General features: G+C 58.9%; 15 protein-coding genes and 2 pseudogenes. 13 read left to right on the top strand and 4 right to left on the bottom strand.

Annotated features, from left to right (window positions below):
* From FN633_RS16720 to crtB, 8 genes and pseudogenes are all read left to right on the top strand, one after another.
* Window positions 1-203, top strand: a pseudogene (locus FN633_RS16720) (hypothetical protein); the annotation flags it as partial.
* Between the two features lie 123 nt (window positions 204-326).
* Window positions 327-1,076 carry an SDR family oxidoreductase gene (locus tag FN633_RS16715; RefSeq protein WP_154058497.1) on the top strand — a complete coding sequence of 250 codons (750 nt, stop codon included), beginning with the start codon at window positions 327-329 and terminating at the stop codon, window positions 1,074-1,076.
* A 166-nt stretch (window positions 1,077-1,242) separates the two neighbouring features.
* Window positions 1,243-2,115 carry a polyprenyl synthetase family protein gene (locus FN633_RS16710; protein WP_341805719.1) on the top strand — a complete coding sequence of 291 codons (873 nt, stop codon included), beginning with the start codon at window positions 1,243-1,245 and terminating at the stop codon, window positions 2,113-2,115.
* 62 nt (window positions 2,116-2,177) lie between these two features.
* Complete coding sequence (fni, locus tag FN633_RS16705) at window positions 2,178-3,221, top strand: type 2 isopentenyl-diphosphate Delta-isomerase (protein ID WP_154058495.1); 1,044 nt, start codon at window positions 2,178-2,180, stop codon at window positions 3,219-3,221.
* The gene (locus tag FN633_RS16700; protein WP_154058494.1) at window positions 3,218-4,459 is read left to right on the top strand and encodes a glycosyltransferase; all 1,242 of its coding nucleotides are present in this window, start codon (window positions 3,218-3,220) and stop codon (window positions 4,457-4,459) included. The genes fni and FN633_RS16700 overlap by 4 nt, the downstream gene beginning before the upstream one ends.
* Window positions 4,456-5,631 (top strand): lycopene beta-cyclase CrtY, encoded by a 1,176-nt coding sequence (gene crtY / locus FN633_RS16695; RefSeq protein WP_425049178.1) that lies wholly within the window; start codon window positions 4,456-4,458, stop codon window positions 5,629-5,631. The genes FN633_RS16700 and crtY overlap by 4 nt, the downstream gene beginning before the upstream one ends.
* Complete coding sequence (locus FN633_RS16690) at window positions 5,628-7,106, top strand: phytoene desaturase (RefSeq protein WP_154058492.1); 1,479 nt, start codon at window positions 5,628-5,630, stop codon at window positions 7,104-7,106. The genes crtY and FN633_RS16690 overlap by 4 nt, the downstream gene beginning before the upstream one ends.
* Window positions 7,103-8,032 carry a 15-cis-phytoene synthase CrtB gene (gene crtB, locus FN633_RS16685; RefSeq protein WP_154058491.1) on the top strand — a complete coding sequence of 310 codons (930 nt, stop codon included), beginning with the start codon at window positions 7,103-7,105 and terminating at the stop codon, window positions 8,030-8,032. The genes FN633_RS16690 and crtB overlap by 4 nt, the downstream gene beginning before the upstream one ends.
* Here the strand turns inward: crtB and FN633_RS16680 are convergent.
* From FN633_RS16680 to FN633_RS16670, 3 genes and pseudogenes are all read right to left on the bottom strand, one after another.
* The gene (locus FN633_RS16680) at window positions 7,968-8,498 is read right to left on the bottom strand and encodes a sterol desaturase family protein (protein WP_154058490.1); all 531 of its coding nucleotides are present in this window, start codon (window positions 8,496-8,498) and stop codon (window positions 7,968-7,970) included. The genes crtB and FN633_RS16680 overlap by 65 nt on opposite strands.
* 89 nt (window positions 8,499-8,587) lie before the next feature.
* On the bottom strand, window positions 8,588-9,721 hold the full coding sequence (locus FN633_RS16675) for a trans-sulfuration enzyme family protein (protein WP_154058977.1): 1,134 nt from the start codon (window positions 9,719-9,721) through the stop codon (window positions 8,588-8,590).
* Window positions 9,710-10,726 (bottom strand): annotated as a pseudogene (locus FN633_RS16670) (PLP-dependent cysteine synthase family protein); the annotation flags it as partial. The gene FN633_RS16675 and the pseudogene FN633_RS16670, both read right to left, overlap by 12 nt.
* A 410-nt stretch (window positions 10,727-11,136) precedes the next feature.
* Here FN633_RS16670 and FN633_RS16665 point away from each other — a divergent pair.
* The 4 genes from FN633_RS16665 to FN633_RS16645 all read left to right on the top strand — a co-directional run bounded on the left by FN633_RS16665 (window position 11,137) and on the right by FN633_RS16645 (window position 14,718).
* Window positions 11,137-12,159, top strand: coding sequence for a methionine ABC transporter ATP-binding protein (locus FN633_RS16665; protein WP_154058489.1), 1,023 nt, complete (start codon window positions 11,137-11,139; stop codon window positions 12,157-12,159).
* Window positions 12,152-12,820: a methionine ABC transporter permease gene (locus FN633_RS16660; RefSeq protein ID WP_154058488.1), complete on the top strand. Its 669-nt coding sequence runs from the start codon at window positions 12,152-12,154 to the stop codon at window positions 12,818-12,820. Before FN633_RS16665 ends, FN633_RS16660 begins: the two co-directional genes overlap by 8 nt.
* A 28-nt stretch (window positions 12,821-12,848) precedes the next feature.
* Window positions 12,849-13,661 carry a MetQ/NlpA family ABC transporter substrate-binding protein gene (locus FN633_RS16655; RefSeq protein WP_154058487.1) on the top strand — a complete coding sequence of 271 codons (813 nt, stop codon included), beginning with the start codon at window positions 12,849-12,851 and terminating at the stop codon, window positions 13,659-13,661.
* 376 nt (window positions 13,662-14,037) lie between these two features.
* Window positions 14,038-14,718: an oligogalacturonate-specific porin KdgM family protein gene (locus FN633_RS16645; RefSeq protein ID WP_154058485.1), complete on the top strand. Its 681-nt coding sequence runs from the start codon at window positions 14,038-14,040 to the stop codon at window positions 14,716-14,718.
* A 152-nt stretch (window positions 14,719-14,870) separates the two neighbouring features.
* Here FN633_RS16645 and FN633_RS16640 read toward each other — a convergent pair whose 3' ends face one another.
* Window positions 14,871-16,046 (bottom strand): oligogalacturonate lyase family protein, encoded by a 1,176-nt coding sequence (locus tag FN633_RS16640; RefSeq protein WP_154058484.1) that lies wholly within the window; start codon window positions 16,044-16,046, stop codon window positions 14,871-14,873.
* Between the two features lie 490 nt (window positions 16,047-16,536).
* On the opposite strand from FN633_RS16640, the gene kduI reads away from it, so the two are divergent.
* Window positions 16,537-17,373, top strand: a complete 837-nt coding sequence (gene kduI / locus FN633_RS16635; protein ID WP_042387963.1) for a 5-dehydro-4-deoxy-D-glucuronate isomerase — start codon at window positions 16,537-16,539, stop codon at window positions 17,371-17,373.
* Window positions 17,374-17,413: the final 40 nt, after the last annotated feature.

Genomic DNA, 17,413 nt, shown 5'->3' with positions numbered 1-17,413 from the left:
GCCCTGCCGTGCCGGGGCTGCCGTTGATTACCGCCAGAAACACACTGCCGTCAGGTATTGCGCTGCTGCGCGATGCGCTGCGCCAGCTGGTGAGCGACCCGGCGTATCGCACCCAGTGTACCGCACTGTTGATCAGCGGCTTTAGCGAGGTTTCACGGCAGGATTACGCTTCCCTTTTCATCGGTGATTATCCACACCTGTAAATAGTCCTTTCTATTTTCCACTATTTTTCACCAATCCAATGCGCAGTAGAGTTCATCCATGCCCTGACGATGCGGTGACGGGCAATCCCGCTACTCACTATTAAACAGGTAAGGAACAAGAAGATGAACAAACAACTCGACGGTAAAATTGCGCTGGTCACCGGCGGTACAAGCGGCATTGGTCTGGCAACCGCGCAGGTGCTGGCGGCTCAGGGTGCGCAGGTATTTATTACCGGACGTCGCCAGGCCGAACTGGACGCAGCGGTAGATGCCATCGGCGCGGCGGCAACCGGCATTCGCGCCGATGCCTCTAAGCTGGCGGAGCTGGACGCGGTCTATGCCCAGATTGCGAAACAGGCCGGGCGGCTGGACATTCTGTTTGCCAACGCTGGGGGCGGCGACATGCAGCCGCTGGGTGCCATCAGCGAAGAGCACTTTGACCGCATCTTTGGCACCAACGTGCGCGGCGTGGTGTTCACGGTACAGAAGGCGCTGCCGCTGCTGGTGGATGGCGCATCGGTGATTTTAACCGGATCGACCACCTCGGTTAAGGGCACTGCCAGCTTCAGCGTCTACAGCGCCAGCAAAGCCGCCGTACGCAATTTTGCCCGCTCATGGGCGCTGGATCTGAAAGATCGCGGCATTCGCGTCAACGTGGTCAGCCCTGGCCCGGTTCGTACCCCAGGCCTCGGTGAACTGGTGCCGAATGAGCATCGTCAGGGGCTGTTTGACGCCCTCGCCGCCCAGGTGCCGCTGGGCCGTCTCGGTGAGCCAGAGGAGATTGGCAAAGTGGTCGCATTTCTTGGCTCCGACGCGGCCAGCTTTATCAACGGCGCAGAGCTGTTCGTGGATGGCGGTATGGCGCAGATCTAAAGGCTCAGCGTCTCGTACTTCGATCAATGTAAAACTATTTCAGAACCTGGCGAGAGCCACCCGCGCGGTCTACGGTTAAGTGACACTAAAAGACAATTCAGCGGGTAACCTTGCAATGGTGAGTGGCAGTAAAGCGGTCGTTTCGCCTCATCGCGAAATCGAAGTAATGAGACAATCCATTGACGATCACCTGGCTGGCCTGTTACCTGAACCCGACAGCCAGGATATAGTCAGCCTTGCAATGCGTGAAGGCGTCATGGCACCGGGAAAACGGATCCGTCCGCTGCTGATGCTGCTGGCCGCCCGTGACCTCCGCTACCAGGGCAGTATGCCCACGCTGCTCGATCTCGCCTGCGCCGTTGAACTGACCCATACCGCGTCGCTGATGCTCGATGACATGCCCTGCATGGACAATGCCGAGCTGCGCCGCGGTCAGCCCACTACCCACAAAAAATTTGGTGAGAGCGTGGCGATCCTTGCCTCCGTTGGACTGCTCTCTAAAGCCTTTGGCCTGATCGCCGCCACCGGCGATCTGCCGGGGGAGAGGCGTGCCCAGGCGGTCAACGAGCTCTCTACCGCCGTGGGCGTGCAGGGCCTGGTGCTGGGACAGTTTCGCGATCTCAACGACGCCGCCCTTGACCGTTCCCCTGACGCTATCCTCAGCACCAACCACCTCAAGACCGGCATTCTGTTCAGCGCGATGCTGCAGATCGTCGCCATTGCTTCCGCCTCGTCGTCGAGCACGCGAGAGACGCTGCACGCCTTCGCTCTCGACTTCGGCCAGGCGTTTCAGTTGCTGGACGATCTGCGTGACGATCACCCGGAAACCGGTAAAGATCGTAATAAGGACGCGGGAAAATCGACGCTGGTCAACCGGCTGGGCGCGGATGCGGCCCGGCAAAAGCTGCGTGAGCATATTGATTCCGCCGACAAACACCTCACTTTTGCCTGTCCGCAGGGCGGGGCCATCCGACAGTTTATGCATCTGTGGTTTGGTCATCACCTTGCCGACTGGTCACCGGTCATGAAAATCGCCTGATACCGCCCTTCCGGGTTCAAGCCGTACATAACGATGGAACCACATTACAGGAGTAGTGATGAATGAAGGACGAGCGCCTTGTTCAGCGTAAAAACGATCATCTGGATATCGTTCTCGACCCCCGTCGCGCCGTAACCCAAGCCAGCGCTGGCTTTGAGCGCTGGCGCTTTACCCACTGCGCCCTGCCGGAGCTGAATTTTAGCGACATCACGCTGGAAACCACCTTCCTTAATCGGCAGCTACAGGCTCCGCTGCTGATCAGCTCCATGACCGGCGGCGTTGAGCGCTCGCGCCATATCAACCGCCACCTCGCCGAGGCGGCGCAGGTGCTAAAAATTGCGATGGGGGTGGGCTCCCAGCGCGTCGCCATTGAGAGCGACGCGGGCTTAGGGCTGGATAAAACCCTGCGGCAGCTGGCCCCGGACGTGCCGCTGCTGGCGAACCTCGGCGCAGCGCAGCTGAGCGGCAGGAAAGGTATCGACTACGCCCGACGGGCCGTGGAGATGATCGAGGCGGATGCGCTAATTGTGCACCTCAACCCGCTGCAGGAGGCGCTCCAGCCCGGCGGCGATCGTGACTGGCGCGGACGGCTGGCGGCCATCGAAACCCTGGTGCGTGAACTGCCCGTTCCGCTGGTGGTGAAAGAGGTGGGGGCAGGTATCTCCCGTGCCGTAGCCGGGCAGTTGATCGACGCTGGCGTTACCGTGATTGACGTCGCGGGTGCGGGCGGCACCAGCTGGGCCGCCGTTGAAGGCGAACGGGCGGCGACCACCCAGCAGCGCAGCGTAGCCAACGTCTTTGCCGACTGGGGGATCCCCACCGCTGAGGCGCTGGTTGACATCGCCGAGGCCTGGCCGCAGATGCCCCTTATTGCCTCGGGCGGTATTAAAAACGGCGTCGATGCGGCGAAAGCGCTGCGGCTCGGCGCGTGCATGGTAGGGCAGGCCGCTGCCGTGCTCGGCAGCGCAGGCGTCTCCACGGAGAAGGTGATCGATCACTTCAACGTGATCATTGAGCAGATGCGGGTTGCCTGCTTCTGCACCGGTAGCCGTAGCCTGAGCGAGCTACGGCAGGCGGATATCCGCTATCTGCGGGATGCGCCATGAGCCATTTTGCTATTGTGGCACCGCCGCTCTACAGCCACGCGTTGGCGCTGCATGCCCTGGCGCTAGAGCTTGCCCAACGCGGCCATCGGGTGACCTTTCTCACTGGCAACGTCGCCTCGCTGGCCGAGCAGGAAACGGAGCGGGTGGCGTTCTATCCGCTTCCCGCCAGCGTGCAACAGGCCCAGCGCAACGTCCAGCAGCAGAGCAACGGCAACCTGCTGCGGCTGATTGCGGCTATGTCATCCCTGACCGATACGCTCTGCCAGCAGCTGCCCGCTATTTTGCAGCGGCTGGCGGTAGACGCGCTGATTGTCGATGAGATGGAGCCTGCCGGGAGCCTGGTCGCCGAGGCGCTGGGATTGCCGTTTATCTCAATTGCCTGCGCGCTGCCGGTCAACCGCGAGCCCGGTTTGCCGCTGCCGGTGATGCCGTTTCACTACGCTGAGGATAAGAGAGCCCTGCGGCGTTTTCAGGTCAGTGAACGCATCTACGATGCGCTGATGTACCCGCACGGGCAGACGATCCTGCGCCACGCCCAGCGCTTTGGTTTGCCGGAGCGCAGGCGTCTCGACGAGTGTCTCTCGCCGCTGGCACAGATTAGCCAGTCCGTTCCGGCCCTCGATTTTCCACGCCGGGCGCTGCCGGACTGTTTTCACTATGTTGGGGCGCTGCGCTACCAGCCACCACCGCAGGTAGAACGCTCGCCGCGCAGCACGCCGCGGATCTTTGCCTCGCTGGGCACCCTCCAGGGCCACCGTCTACGCCTGTTTCAGAAGATCGCCCGGGCCTGCGCCAGCGTGGGGGCGGAGGTGACCATTGCCCACTGCGATGGTTTGCCCCCGGCTCAGGCCGACTCGCTCTACGCCTGTGGTGCGACGGAGGTGGCCAGCTTTGTCGACCAGCCGCGCTACGTTGCTGAATCAAACCTGGTGATCACTCACGGCGGTCTCAATACCGTGCTGGATTCACTCGCCGCTGCCACGCCGGTGCTGGCGGTGCCGCTCTCTTTCGACCAGCCCGCCGTGGCTGCCCGGCTGGTCTATAACGGGCTGGGCCGCCGGGTATCGCGCTTTGCCAGACAGCAGATCCTGGCGGATGAGATTGCCCAGCTGCTGGGGGATGAGACTCTGCATCAGCGTCTGGCGACGGCCCGCCAGCAGCTTAACGACGCCGGGGGCACGCCCCGTGCGGCGACCCTGATTGAACAGGCCATAGCAGGGAGTGAGAGCGTATCGTGAGGGATCTCATTTTAGTCGGCGGTGGCCTGGCCAACGGGCTGATCGCCTGGCGACTGCGCCAACGCTACCCGCAGCTTAACGTACTGCTGATCGAGGCCGGGGAGCAGATTGGCGGGAACCATACCTGGTCATTCCATGAAGACGATCTTACGCCCGAGCAGCACGCCTGGCTGGCCCCGCTGGTGGCCCACGCCTGGCCGGGCTATGAGGTGCAGTTTCCCGATCTTCGCCGTCGCCTCGCACGCGGCTACTACTCTATTACGTCAGAGCGCTTTGCCGAGGCCCTGCAGCAGGCGCTGGGAGAGAACATCTGGCTAAACTGTCCGGTGAGCGAGGTGTTACCCAATAGCGTGCGGCTGGCTAACGGCGAGGCGCTGCTGGCCGGAGCTGTGATCGACGGACGCGGCGTGACCGCCAGTTCGGCGATGCAGACCGGCTATCAGCTCTTTCTTGGTCAGCAGTGGCGGCTGAGCCAGCCCCACGGCCTGACCGTACCGATCCTGATGGACGCCACGGTGGCGCAGCAGCAGGGCTATCGCTTTGTCTATACGCTGCCGCTCTCCGCCGATACGCTACTGATCGAGGATACGCGCTACGCCAACGCCCCGCAGCGTGATGGTAACGCCTTGCGCCAAACCATTACCGACTATGCGCACAGCAAAGGGTGGCAGCTGGCCCAGCTCGAACGCGAGGAGTCTGGCTGTCTGCCGATTACCCTGGCGGGTGACATCCATGCTCTGTGGGCCGATGCGCCAGGCGTGCCGCGCTCGGGAATGCGGGCGGGACTGTTTCACCCCACCACCGGCTACTCGCTGCCGCTGGCGGTGGCCCTCGCCGACGCGATTGCCGATAGCCCGCGGTTGAGCAGCGTTCCGCTCTATCAGCTCACCCGGCAGTTTGCCGAACGCCACTGGCGCAGGCAGGGATTTTTCCGCCTGCTGAACCGAATGCTCTTCCTGGCGGGACGCGAGGAGAACCGCTGGCGGGTGATGCAGCGCTTCTACGGGCTGCCGGAACCTACCGTAGAGCGCTTTTACGCCGGTCGGCTCTCTCTCTTCGATAAGGCCCGCATTTTGACGGGCAAGCCACCGGTTCCGCTGGGAGAAGCCTGGCGGGCGGCACTGAACCATTTTCCTCAGACCCATGTTCCTGACAGACGAGATAAAGGATGAAAAAAACCGTTGTGATTGGCGCAGGCTTTGGTGGCCTGGCGCTGGCGATTCGCCTGCAGGCGGCAGGGATCCCAACCGTACTGCTGGAGCAGCGGGACAAGCCCGGCGGTCGCGCCTACGTCTGGCATGACCAGGGCTTTACCTTTGACGCCGGGCCGACGGTGATCACCGATCCCACCGCGCTTGAGGCCCTGTTTACCCTGGCCGACAGGCGCATGGAGGATTATGTCAGGCTGCTGCCGGTCAAACCCTTCTACCGGCTCTGCTGGGAGTCCGGGAAGACCCTGGACTATGCGAACGACACCGCTGAGCTTGAGGCGCAGATTACCCAGTTCAATCCGCGCGACGTCGAGGGCTACCGGCGCTTCCTGGCTTACTCCCAGGCGGTATTCCAGGAGGGCTATCTGCGCCTCGGCAGCGTGCCGTTTCTCTCTTTTCGCGACATGCTGCGCGCCGGGCCGCAGTTGCTTAAGCTCCAGGCGTGGCAGAGCGTCTACCAGTCGGTTTCGCGTTTCATCGAGGATGAGCACCTGCGCCAGGCCTTCTCCTTCCACTCCCTGCTGGTGGGCGGTAACCCCTTCACCACCTCGTCCATCTACACCCTGATCCACGCCCTTGAGCGGGAGTGGGGGGTCTGGTTCCCCGAGGGCGGCACCGGGGCGCTGGTGAACGGCATGGTGAAGCTGTTTACCGATCTGGGCGGGGAGATGGTGCTCAACGCCCGGGTCGAAGAGCTGGTGGTGACCGATAACCGCGTACGCCAGGTTCGGCTGGCGGATGGTCGTACCTTTGACGCCGACGCCGTGGCCTCGAACGCTGACGTGGTGAACACCTATAAAAAGCTGCTCGGCCACCATCCGGTAGGGCAGAAGCGGGCGGCGACGCTAGAGCGCAAAAGCATGAGCAACTCGCTGTTTGTGCTCTACTTCGGCCTGAACCAGCCCCATCCGCAGCTGGCGCACCACACCATCTGCTTTGGTCCCCGCTACCGGGAGCTGATCGACGATATCTTTACCGGCAGCGCGCTGGCGGATGACTTCTCGCTCTACCTGCACTCGCCCTGCGTGACCGATCCCTCGCTCGCCCCGCCTGGCTGCGCCAGCTTCTACGTGCTGGCTCCGGTGCCGCATCTTGGCAACGCGCCGCTGGACTGGGCGCAGGAGGGGCCGAAGCTGCGCGACCGCATTTTTGACTATCTTGAAGAGCGCTATATGCCCGGCCTGCGTAGCCAGCTGGTGACCCAGCGGATCTTTACCCCGGCAGACTTCCACGACACGCTGGATGCGCATCTGGGCTCGGCCTTCTCCATCGAACCGCTGCTGACCCAGAGTGCCTGGTTCCGCCCGCACAACCGCGACAGCGACATTGCCAACCTCTACCTGGTGGGCGCAGGCACTCACCCCGGCGCAGGCATTCCAGGCGTGGTGGCCTCGGCGAAAGCTACCGCCAGCCTGATGATCGAGGATCTACAATGAGCCAACCGCCACTGCTTGACCACGCCACGCAGACCATGGCCAACGGCTCGAAGAGTTTTGCCACCGCCGCCAAGCTGTTCGACCCGGCCACCCGCCGTAGCGTGCTGATGCTCTACACCTGGTGTCGCCACTGCGATGACGTCATTGATGACCAGACCCACGGCTTCGCCAGCGAGGCCGCGGCGGAGGAGGAGGCGACCCAGCGCCTGGCCCGGCTGCGCACGCTGACCCTGGCGGCGTTTGAAGGGGCCGAGATGCAGGATCCGGCCTTCGCTGCCTTTCAGGAGGTGGCGTTGACCCACGGCATTACGCCCCGCATGGCGCTCGATCACCTCGACGGCTTTGCGATGGACGTGGCCCAGACCCGCTATGTCACCTTTGAGGATACGCTGCGCTACTGCTATCACGTGGCGGGCGTGGTGGGCTTAATGATGGCCAGGGTGATGGGCGTGCGGGATGAGCGAGTGCTGGATCGCGCCTGCGATCTGGGGCTGGCCTTTCAGCTGACGAATATTGCCCGGGATATTATTGACGATGCGGCTATTGACCGCTGCTATCTGCCCGCCGAGTGGCTGTACGATGCCGGGCTGACCCCGGAGAACTATGCCGCGCGGGAGAATCGCGCCGCGCTGGCGCGGGTGGCGGAGCGGCTCATTGATGCCGCCGAGCCGTACTACATCTCCTCGCAGGCCGGGCTGCACGATTTGCCGCCGCGCTGTGCCTGGGCGATCGCCACCGCCCGCAGCGTCTACCGGGAGATCGGTATTAAGGTAAAAGCGGCGGGAGGCAGCGCCTGGGATCGCCGCCAGCACACCAGCAAAGGTGAAAAGATTGCCATGCTGATGGCGGCTCCGGGGCAGGTTATTCGAGCGAAGACGACGAGGGTGACGCCGCGTCCGCCTGGTCTTTGGCAGCGTCCCGTTTAGGCGGGCGGCCATGGCGTTCGCGCAGGATCGCCTGGAGGTCGGCAGGCTTGCGGGCGTAAATAAAGCCGAAGGAGACGCAGCCCTCCCGGCCGCGCACCGCATGGTGCAGGCGGTGGGCGACGTAGAGCCGCTTCAGGTAGCCCCGGCGCGGGATCCAGTGAAAGGGCCAGCGCTGGTGCACCAGACCATCGTGCACCAGGAAGTAGAGCAGGCCGTAGACCGTCATGCCGCAGCCAATCCACTGCAGGGGCCAGACGCCCGCCGTGCCCACGGCAATCAGCGCGATAGCCACCCCGGCAAACAGCACCGCAAAGAGATCGTTTAGCTCAAACACGCCCTTGCGCGGAGTGTGGTGTGACTCATGCCAGCGCCATCCCCAGCCGTGCATAATGTAGCGATGGGTCAATGCGGCGATGCCCTCCATCGCAATAACGCTCAAGATGACGATCAGACTATTTACTAGCATAGCGGTGCGCGCTCCTGCGACTGAGACTGGCTTAAGCAAAACCCTTAGCCTCTAAGCATAGTCGCAATCGCCAGGGGCGCGCGTCGGTGTCAGGCCAGCGCCTGCTGCAGATCCGCCAGCAGATCCTGCTCATCTTCAATGCCCACCGACAGGCGGATCAGCTGCGGCGTAATGCCGTTCGCCAGGCGCTGCGCCAGCGGGATCGAGGCATGAGTCATGCTGAACGGCTGGCTCACCAGGCTCTCAACGCCGCCCAGGCTCTCGGCGAGGGTAAACAGCTTCAGTTTGCTAATCACCTCTGCCGCACGCTGGTCGTCACCTTTGATCACAATGGAGATCATGCCCCCCGGCTGAGCCATCTGCTGGCGCGCGAGGGCATACTGCGGATGGGACGTCAGCCACGGGAACCACACTTTCTCCACCTGCGGCTGCTGCTCAAGCCAGCGGGCCAGCGCCAGGGCGTTGCTGCTGTGGCGCTCGATACGCAGGGCGAGGGTGCGGATCCCGCGCAGGGTCAGGAAGCTGCTGAACGGATCGAGCACGCCGCCCACCGCGTTTTGCAGGTAGCCCAGCTTCTCCGCCAGCTCAGGGCGATCGCCCACCACCGCCAGTCCGGCGACCACGTCGGAGTGGCCGTTGAGGTATTTTGTGGCGGAGTGCACCACGATATCAAAGCCCAGCGTCAGCGGGCGGTGGATCAGCGGCGAGGCGAAGGTGTTATCCGCCACGCTAATGACGTTGTGACGGCGGGCGATCTCGGCGATAGCCGCCAGGTCTGCCAGTTTTAGCAGGGGGTTAGTGGGCGTCTCTACCCAGATCATCCGCGTATCCGGACGGATGGCGGCCTCCAGCCCGACAAGATCGTCCGGCTTCACCCAGCTTATCTGTAGCCCGGTGCTGCGGCGGCGCACGTTTTCAATCAGTCGATAGGTGCCGCCGTAGACGTCATCGATGGCGACGATATGGCTATCTTTATCCAGCAGCTCCAGTACGGTGGAGATTGCCGCTAGACCGGAGGCGAAGGCGTAGCCACGCGTGCCGCCTTCCAGCTCGGCGATAGCGCTCTCCAGGGCATGGCGCGTCGGGTTGCCGCTGCGGGAGTATTCGTAGCCGGTATGCTGCCCCGGTGCCGGCTGGGCAAAGGTCGAGGTGGCATAGATAGGCGGCATCACCGCCCCGTGCTGGTCGTTAAACGCCCCGCTGTGTACGCTGAGGGTCGCCAGGGCGTTACCAGGCGCAGCGGGCGCGGGCTGGCCATCATCCTGCAAGCCCTGCTGTTGCAGCCACTCGTCGTTAAACATGCGGGAGAGATATTTGTTGCCGCTGTCGCAGGCGAAGGTCACGACCCGCTTCGGCGTCGTCTGGGCCTGGCAGTAGCGCAGGGCAGCGGTCAGCAGCGTGCCGGTGGAGGAGCCAGCCAGCACCCCCTCGCGCTGTAACAGCTGGCGGGCGGTGGCAAAGGCCTCTGCATCCGTCACCCGATACGCCTGGCGGACGTTCTCCAGATGGGCGAGAGGAGGAATAAAGTCTTCGCCGATTCCCTCGACCCGCCAGGAGCCCGCTTCGCCGTGCTCTCCGGTCTCAACCTGATCCGCCAGAATCGAACCCACAGGATCGGCGAGGACAAACTCGGTGTGCGGTGAGTGTGTGGCAAACCATGCCTGGAGGCCACCCAGCGTGCCGCCGGAGCCTACGCCCACGACCACAGCATCAATTCTGCCTGCCAGCTGGTCGAACAGCTCCGGGGCGGTGCCCGTGGCGTGCGCCAGCGGGTTAGCCGGGTTGGAGAACTGATCGATGTAATAGGCACCCGGCGTCTCCTCCGCGAGGCGGCGGGCGTAGTCCTGATAGTACTCCGGGTGTCCTTTCGTCACGTCGGAGCGGGTAATAAGTACCTGAACGCCGAGCGCGCGCAGATGGTAGATCTTCTCCTGGCTCATCTTGTCCGGCACCACTAGCACCAGCCTATAGCCCTTTTGGGCGGCAATCAGCGCCAGCCCCAGACCGGTGTTGCCTGCGGTGGCCTCAATAATGGTCCCGCCGGGTGCGAGCAGACCCTGGCGCTCGGCCTCATTAATCATCGACAGCGCGACCCGATCCTTGATTGAGCCGCCGGGGTTCTGGTTCTCCAGCTTGAGAAAAAGCTCGCACGAGCCGGTATCCAGTTTATGGAGCTGTAAAATCGGCGTCTGACCAATAAGGTCGGTAATGGAGTGGTATACGGACATGTTGTGTCACCTGTTATGAGATGCGATAGCAGGAGGATAGGGCGGCGAAAAACAGGTTTTAAAGAATGATTCTCTGCTAAATAGAACGAAATGGCATATCTGTGCTGTTTAGCCGTCAGGATGGAAAGCCATCTGGATGTAACGCCGGATGGTGCTGCGCTTATCCCGCCTACAAAACAAAGAGTTAGAGCCTATCCCTGCTATCGCAGACCGTAAACCAGTGCAAATCTTATGCGCTTTTTCGCTAACGGTTGCTGAATTAATCCTATAGACGGCAGGTCATGGTATACGCCCTATAGATCTGTACGTTATATCTTATGCATTCTTTGTTATTTCAAAGATAATAACGCCTGTTTATCATCATTCAGACATCCATACTGCTAAACTGCCATAACGGATACACCAACGAAATGATCGTCCTGAGGAATATCTCTAAGATTTTTGACCACGGAAAGGTACCTATTACCGCCGTGGATAATGTGAACTTGACGGTTGAGCAGGGGCAAATTTACGGCATCATCGGCTACAGCGGCGCGGGAAAAAGTACCCTGATCCGCCTGCTCAATGGCCTGGAGAAGCCCACTGAGGGTAGCGTGACCATCAACGGCCAGGATATCTCCGCTGCACGCGGTGAGAGCCTGCGCCAGGCGCGGCTGAAGATCAGCATGGTCTTCCAGCACTTTAACCTGCTCTGGTCGCGTACGGTAAATGAGAACATTGCCTTCTCGATGCAGATCGCGGGCGTGCCGAAAGCAAAAATCACCGCCCGGGTGGCGGAGCTGGTTGAGCTGGTGGGCCTGACCGGGCGTGAACACGCCTATCCGTCCCAGCTGAGCGGCGGGCAGAAGCAGCGCGTTGGCATCGCCCGTGCGCTGGCGAACAGCCCGGACGTGCTGCTGTGCGACGAAGCGACCTCGGCGCTCGACCCGCAGACGACCGATCAGATCCTCGATCTGCTGCTGGATATCAACCGCCGCTTCAAGCTGACCATCGTACTGATCACCCATGAGATGCACGTGGTGCGCAAGATTTGCGATCGCGTAGCGGTCATGGAGAACGGCAGAGTGGTGGAAGAGGGCGACGTACTGGATGTCTTTACCCGTCCGCAGCAGCCGATCACCCGCCAGTTTGTGCGTCAGGTGAGCCAGTATGCGGAAGAGGAAGCGTTTAACCCGGAGTTGGCTAACGATCTGGCTGGCAGCGTCATCAAGTTGACCTTCACCGGTCATAGCACGCACAAGCCGATTGTGGGTGAGCTTACCCTGCGCTACGGCCTGCCGTTCAATATCCTGCACGGTAAAATGACCCAGACGGCGCACGGCGTTTTTGGACAACTTTGGGTGCACGTGGTGGCAACCCAGGAACAACTAGACAATATCCTCGCAGATCTGCAGAAAAGCGATATTGACGGCGAGGTGATCAAACATGGCTGAGAATCTATTCCCCCATCTGCGTCTGGACCAGCTCTGGTCCGCTACGCAAGAGACGTTGTATATGACGGCGCTCTCTGGCGTCGCGACCTTTGTGCTGGGGATCCTGCTCGGGCTGGCGCTGTTTTTAACCGCCAGGGGCGGACTGTTCCAGAACAAGCCGCTCTACAGCGTGATCTCCATCGTGGTGAACGTCTTCCGTTCGATTCCGTTCATCATTCTGATCGTGCTGCTGATCCCCTTCACCAAGACCATTGTTGGCACCATTTTAGGGGCCAACGCCGCGCTACCGGCGCTGATCGTGGGTGCCGCGCCGTTCTATGCCCGTCTGGTAGAGATTGCGCTGCGTGAAGTGGATAAAGGCGTCATTGAAGCCACGCGCTCTATGGGTGCGCGCCTCAGTACGATCGTGTTTCGGGTGCTGTTGCCTGAATCGTCGCCTGCGTTAGTGTCAGGCATCACCGTGACGCTGATCGCGCTGGTGAGCTACAGCGCCATGGCCGGGGTAATCGGCGCGGGCGGTTTAGGAAATCTTGCTTATCTGGAAGGATTCCAGCGTAACCACAACGACGTCACGCTGGTGGCGACGGTGACCATTTTGATCATCGTCTTCATCATCCAGTTCTGCGGCGACGTGATTACCTCTCTGTTAGATAAACGCTAAACACAACAACAAATTGGGAACCAACATCATGAAAAAGACACTGACACTGATTGCCGCAGCAACCCTTAGCGCCCTGAGCTTCGCCTCCTGGGCTGATACCCTGACCGTTGGCGCATCTAACGTGCCGCACGCAGAGATCCTGGAGCAGGCTAAACCTATCCTTGCCAAACAGGGTATCGACCTTGAGATCAAACCGTTCCAGGACTACATCCTGCCGAACACTGCCCTGGCCAGCCGCGACATCGACGCCAACTACTTTCAGCACATCCCGTACCTGAACAGCGTGCTGAAGGATCACGAAGGCGACAAAACCTATGACTTTGTCAGCGCCGGTGCGATCCACATTGAGCCGATCGGTATCTACTCGAAAAAATACAAGTCGCTGAAGGATCTGCCGCAGGGTGGCAAGGTCATCATGCGTGATGCCGTTGCGGAAGAGGGCCGTATCCTCTCTATCTTCGAGAAAGAGGGCGTGATCAAGCTGAAGCCGGGCGTGAATAAAGTTAACGCGCGCATCAGCGACATCGTGGAAAACCCGAAGAAGCTAGAGTTCCTGCCGAACGTAGAGGGCTCTCTGCTGCCGCAGATGTATAACAACGACGAAGGCGATGCGGTGGTGATCAACGCCAACTACGCTATCGACGCCGGCCTGAATCCGGTAAAAGATCCGATTGCGGTAGAGAGCGGCGAAAACAACCCGTACGCTAACATCATCACCGTACACCGTGGCGACGAGAAGAAGAAAGACGTCGTCGCGCTGGTGAACGTGCTGCACTCGAAAGAGATCCAGGACTGGATCCGTACCAAGTACAAAGGCGCGGTGATCCCAGTTAACAACTGAGTTTGATGCATTAGAAAGGCCCGCTAAACAGCGGGCTTTTTTTTTGCGCGTAAATAGATGCTTAAGAAAAGTATTATACGAATTTAATAAAGTCACACATGTGACTATTTGTTACCTAATTTATTAACTAGCTGATAAGTAAAGGATTTAATTTATTATAAGATATTTGTAATTATTTCGTTAATATCCGCCCGCTGTGATCTGTGTCGTTATTTATAGCCAAAAAAGCCTCGCTTTGTTGATATTCATCACGTCTTGATTTGCCTAATTTTTTGAAACAAACAATTACGATCTCGATCACTAAAATAAAGTTGTTTAAAAAATAAAATGCAATTCCATAAAAACGGAACATCATTTTAATTTTTTGAGGGTGGCTATGTTTAAAAATACTCTGATCCTTGCGTCTCTCATCGGTGCCTCTTTTGCTGCGCAGGCTGTGACTGTCGATCTGCGTCATGAATATATTGATAATGAAACTAACGCCGACCGCGTATCGGTTTCCCACCGCTTTGATAACGGCCTGGGTTTTGGCGTCGAAGCAAAATGGAAATCGGGCGGCGATGATGCAGATAAACCATTAACCGAAATGGTTGGCAACGGTCATGAAGAATCCATAAACTGGCGCTGGAAAGCGACAGATAACATTGCCCTCACCCCGGGCTTTAATATCGAAAGTAAAGACACCTTCTCAATCTATAAACCTTATCTGCATGCGCAGTATAGCTTTGATAACGGCGTCTATATCGCCGGTCGCTACCGCTATGAGTATACCCGCAACCCGGACTCGAATGTGGTTGATAACAAAGTAAATAAATTTGATGCATGGGTAGGCTGGGCAATGGGCGACTGGCGTCCCGAGCTGAACTACGTCTACGCGAAAAGCTCCGAAGACGTTATTCGTGAAAACAACAAAACCTATTCTAACGAATATAACGCCAAGCTAGCCTATAAATGGGATAAAAACTGGGCCCCTTATGCGGAAGTGGGTAACGTCGGCGTGCGAAATACCGACGAGCGCCAAACGCGTTTCCGTGTCGGCGTAGCATATACCTTCTAACAGAACCCTCATGAGAAGACCCCGGAGCAGTTGGCCGGGGTTTTTTCGTTATATTAAGATTGGCAAAAGGAAATAGATTTTTGAGAAGGGATAGTGCAGATAAAAAAAGGCCCTCCATATGGAGGGCAAGGCCAGTTACTAAACACACTCAATTATGCTTTAAGCCATTCACGCTGTTCAGGAAGCCGGGCAATATAGAGCGCAGGCTTACCGTCTTTGTCGGAGCTAAATAGAACCGCGCTGTCGTCCGGCGTAAATGACGGATGCGGGTGGGTCACCTGCCGGCTATTTGCCACCGTGGCCCAGGAGGTATCGTGACGCGCCGCGCGGAAGTAACGCTTCTCCGCCACGTCGAACACGTAGATATAGGGATCGTTATCAATGCTGTAGCCGTCGGCATCGTTGACGTCCACCGGCGAGCCTGAGCCATCACCCACCAGCAGCGTGCCGTCAAAGTTGCTCATCAGATGCGAGCAGGCCGGCATCGCCATGATCGCTTCATTAACCCCGGTGTTCGGATCAAAACGATAAACGGTGCGGCCCTGCTCTCCCTTGAGGTAGGAGACGTAGACCAGCGCCGAGCCGTTCGGTACCCAGAATTCATGGGTGCAGCTTTCGCCTTCAGCATGGGTCTTCACTTTACGGATGTTGCTGCCGTCCTCGTTTACCAGCCACATGCGAGCATCCACCAGGTCGTGAGGGCCTTCGTGGCAGAAGGCGACGGTGTTGTCGTCAAACGGACGGTAGATAGGGTGGCCCAGCCAAAGCTTCTCTTCATGAATTGTAGCGCTTTCGCCGGTCTGCAAATCGACGCGCAGCAGGCGGCAGCGAGGCCCCTTCAGGAAGAAGTCATGGAAAATTTTCCAGTCGTTGAGCGGCGTCCAGTCGCTTTTGGCAATTTCGATGCCGACCAGCTTGGTGCAGTCGCTGTTCGCCACCCAGGTGCCGTAGCCAACCCACTCATCCGGTACGCGATACACTTCCCGCTCGGCCAGGGTTTCCAGATTCACTTCCCGCAGGGTGCGGTCGTTTTTAACGTAGTAAAGGGCGCTATCATCCGGCGACAGGAAGCCGCCAAAGGTATTATCACCCGCGCCCTCGGTCAGCTGTACCGCTTCGGCCTTGGCTATGTTCAGCAGATAGTAGTTCCAGTGACCATCGAATTCACCTGCAAAGAGCAGATGGCTGCCATCATTAAAAAAGCATTTCTGATAGAAGTAATTACGATGACAGGTGACTTCGGGAGGGGTCAAGCGGATCACTTCCGCGCCCGTGTCGGGATCGCGGCTGACTGCATAGTTGAGCTTAACCCGCATACCTTTCGCCATACTTATCTCCTTGTTAAGGGGGCCTGTCACGATGTATCGGCCAGCGTAATGACCCAAATGGATTATGAGTTTAAAAACTAGGTGTTAAATTATCAAAACATCGTTTCAGTATGTGTGATTGGTCACGCACTTTATAAGAAAAAAGTCGGCGGATATTGAGTTTTGGTATGAGGAAAACGGACGTCTTTGTTTTATGACGAGAAAAATCAACGAGATAGCCAAAATTCAAAGATTTTATAAGCTATTGTTAAATAATGCTTTTTCCTGGGCGTCGTCGGGTGGGATTTGCCTGCATGTCGACGTCAACGCCTAACAATCGTGATCCTAATTGCAATTTTCAAATGAAATCGCAGAAAAAATGAAACAATGTTTTATTTGCAATTGAAAACACGTTTTAGCCGGGATAATATGGCCGCCATACTACAAAACGGAACAGCGTTTCGTTGCGCCGTTATGTGACGTTTGGTCAAAAACGATTTTGGAGGTAAATGTGGAAGTCAGACAAAGCATCCACAGCGCGCATGCTAAGACGCTGGACACTCAGGGGCTGCGCGACGAGTTCTTAGTTGAGCAGGTATTCGAGGCCGACGCTTACACCATGGTGTACAGCCATATCGACCGCATTATCGTTGGCGGCATTATGCCGGTAGCAAAAACCGTCGCCGTCGGTGGCGAAGTGGGCAAGCAGCTGGGCGTCAGCTACTTCCTTGAGCGCCGCGAGCTGGGCACCATCAACATCGGCGGGCCGGGCACCATCACCGTTGACGGCCAGTGCTATGAAATCGGCCATCGCGATGCGCTCTATGTGGGTAAAGGGGCCAAAGAGGTGGTGTTTGCCAGCGTCGATCCGGCAAAACCGGCCAAGTTCTACTACAACTCCGCTCCGGCGCACACTGCATACCCGACCAAAAAAGTGACCCCGGCAGACGTTGCCCCGGTGACCCTTGGCGATCCGCTCACCAGCAACCGCCGCACCATCAACAAATACTTCGTGCCGGACGTGCTGGAGACCTGCCAGCTGAGCATGGGCCTGACCGAGCTGGAGCCAGGCAACCTGTGGAACACCATGCCGTGCCATACCCATGAGCGCCGGATGGAAGTCTACTTCTACTTCAATATGGATGAGGACGCCTGCGTGTTCCATATGATGGGCCAGCCGCAGGAGACGCGCCACATCATCATGCACAACGAACAGGCGGTGATCTCACCGAGCTGGTCTATTCACTCTGGCGTGGGTACTCGGGCTTACACCTTCATCTGGGGGATGGTAGGCGAGAACCAGGTCTTTGATGATATGGACCACGTTGCCGTTAAGGATCTGCGCTAAGTCGCGGAGAGCAAAGCAAACCATGCCTGGCGAACAGGCG

This window comes from Pseudescherichia vulneris (assembly GCF_902164725.1).
Classification (GTDB): domain Bacteria; phylum Pseudomonadota; class Gammaproteobacteria; order Enterobacterales; family Enterobacteriaceae; genus Pseudescherichia; species Pseudescherichia vulneris.
The sequence above is the reverse complement of the archived record's forward strand: the minus strand, read 5'-3'. Positions and strand labels throughout refer to the sequence as shown.

What these genes read in the sequence shown, in the direction of transcription:
- FN633_RS16700 (WP_154058494.1), top strand. Translation starts at nt 3,218, where the DNA reads ATGAGCCATTTTGCTATTGTGGCACCGCCGCTCTACAGCCACGCGTTG.
- FN633_RS16655 (WP_154058487.1), top strand. Translation starts at nt 12,849, where the DNA reads ATGAAAAAGACACTGACACTGATTGCCGCAGCAACCCTTAGCGCCCTG.
- FN633_RS16710 (WP_341805719.1), top strand. Translation starts at nt 1,243, where the DNA reads ATGAGACAATCCATTGACGATCACCTGGCTGGCCTGTTACCTGAACCC.
- FN633_RS16660 (WP_154058488.1), top strand. Translation starts at nt 12,152, where the DNA reads ATGGCTGAGAATCTATTCCCCCATCTGCGTCTGGACCAGCTCTGGTCC.
- FN633_RS16715 (WP_154058497.1), top strand. Translation starts at nt 327, where the DNA reads ATGAACAAACAACTCGACGGTAAAATTGCGCTGGTCACCGGCGGTACA.
- crtB (WP_154058491.1), top strand. Translation starts at nt 7,103, where the DNA reads ATGAGCCAACCGCCACTGCTTGACCACGCCACGCAGACCATGGCCAAC.
- FN633_RS16680 (WP_154058490.1), bottom strand. Translation starts at nt 8,498, where the DNA reads ATGCTAGTAAATAGTCTGATCGTCATCTTGAGCGTTATTGCGATGGAG.
- FN633_RS16645 (WP_154058485.1), top strand. Translation starts at nt 14,038, where the DNA reads ATGTTTAAAAATACTCTGATCCTTGCGTCTCTCATCGGTGCCTCTTTT.
- FN633_RS16665 (WP_154058489.1), top strand. Translation starts at nt 11,137, where the DNA reads ATGATCGTCCTGAGGAATATCTCTAAGATTTTTGACCACGGAAAGGTA.
- FN633_RS16640 (WP_154058484.1), bottom strand. Translation starts at nt 16,046, where the DNA reads ATGGCGAAAGGTATGCGGGTTAAGCTCAACTATGCAGTCAGCCGCGAT.
- fni (WP_154058495.1), top strand. Translation starts at nt 2,178, where the DNA reads ATGAAGGACGAGCGCCTTGTTCAGCGTAAAAACGATCATCTGGATATC.
- FN633_RS16690 (WP_154058492.1), top strand. Translation starts at nt 5,628, where the DNA reads ATGAAAAAAACCGTTGTGATTGGCGCAGGCTTTGGTGGCCTGGCGCTG.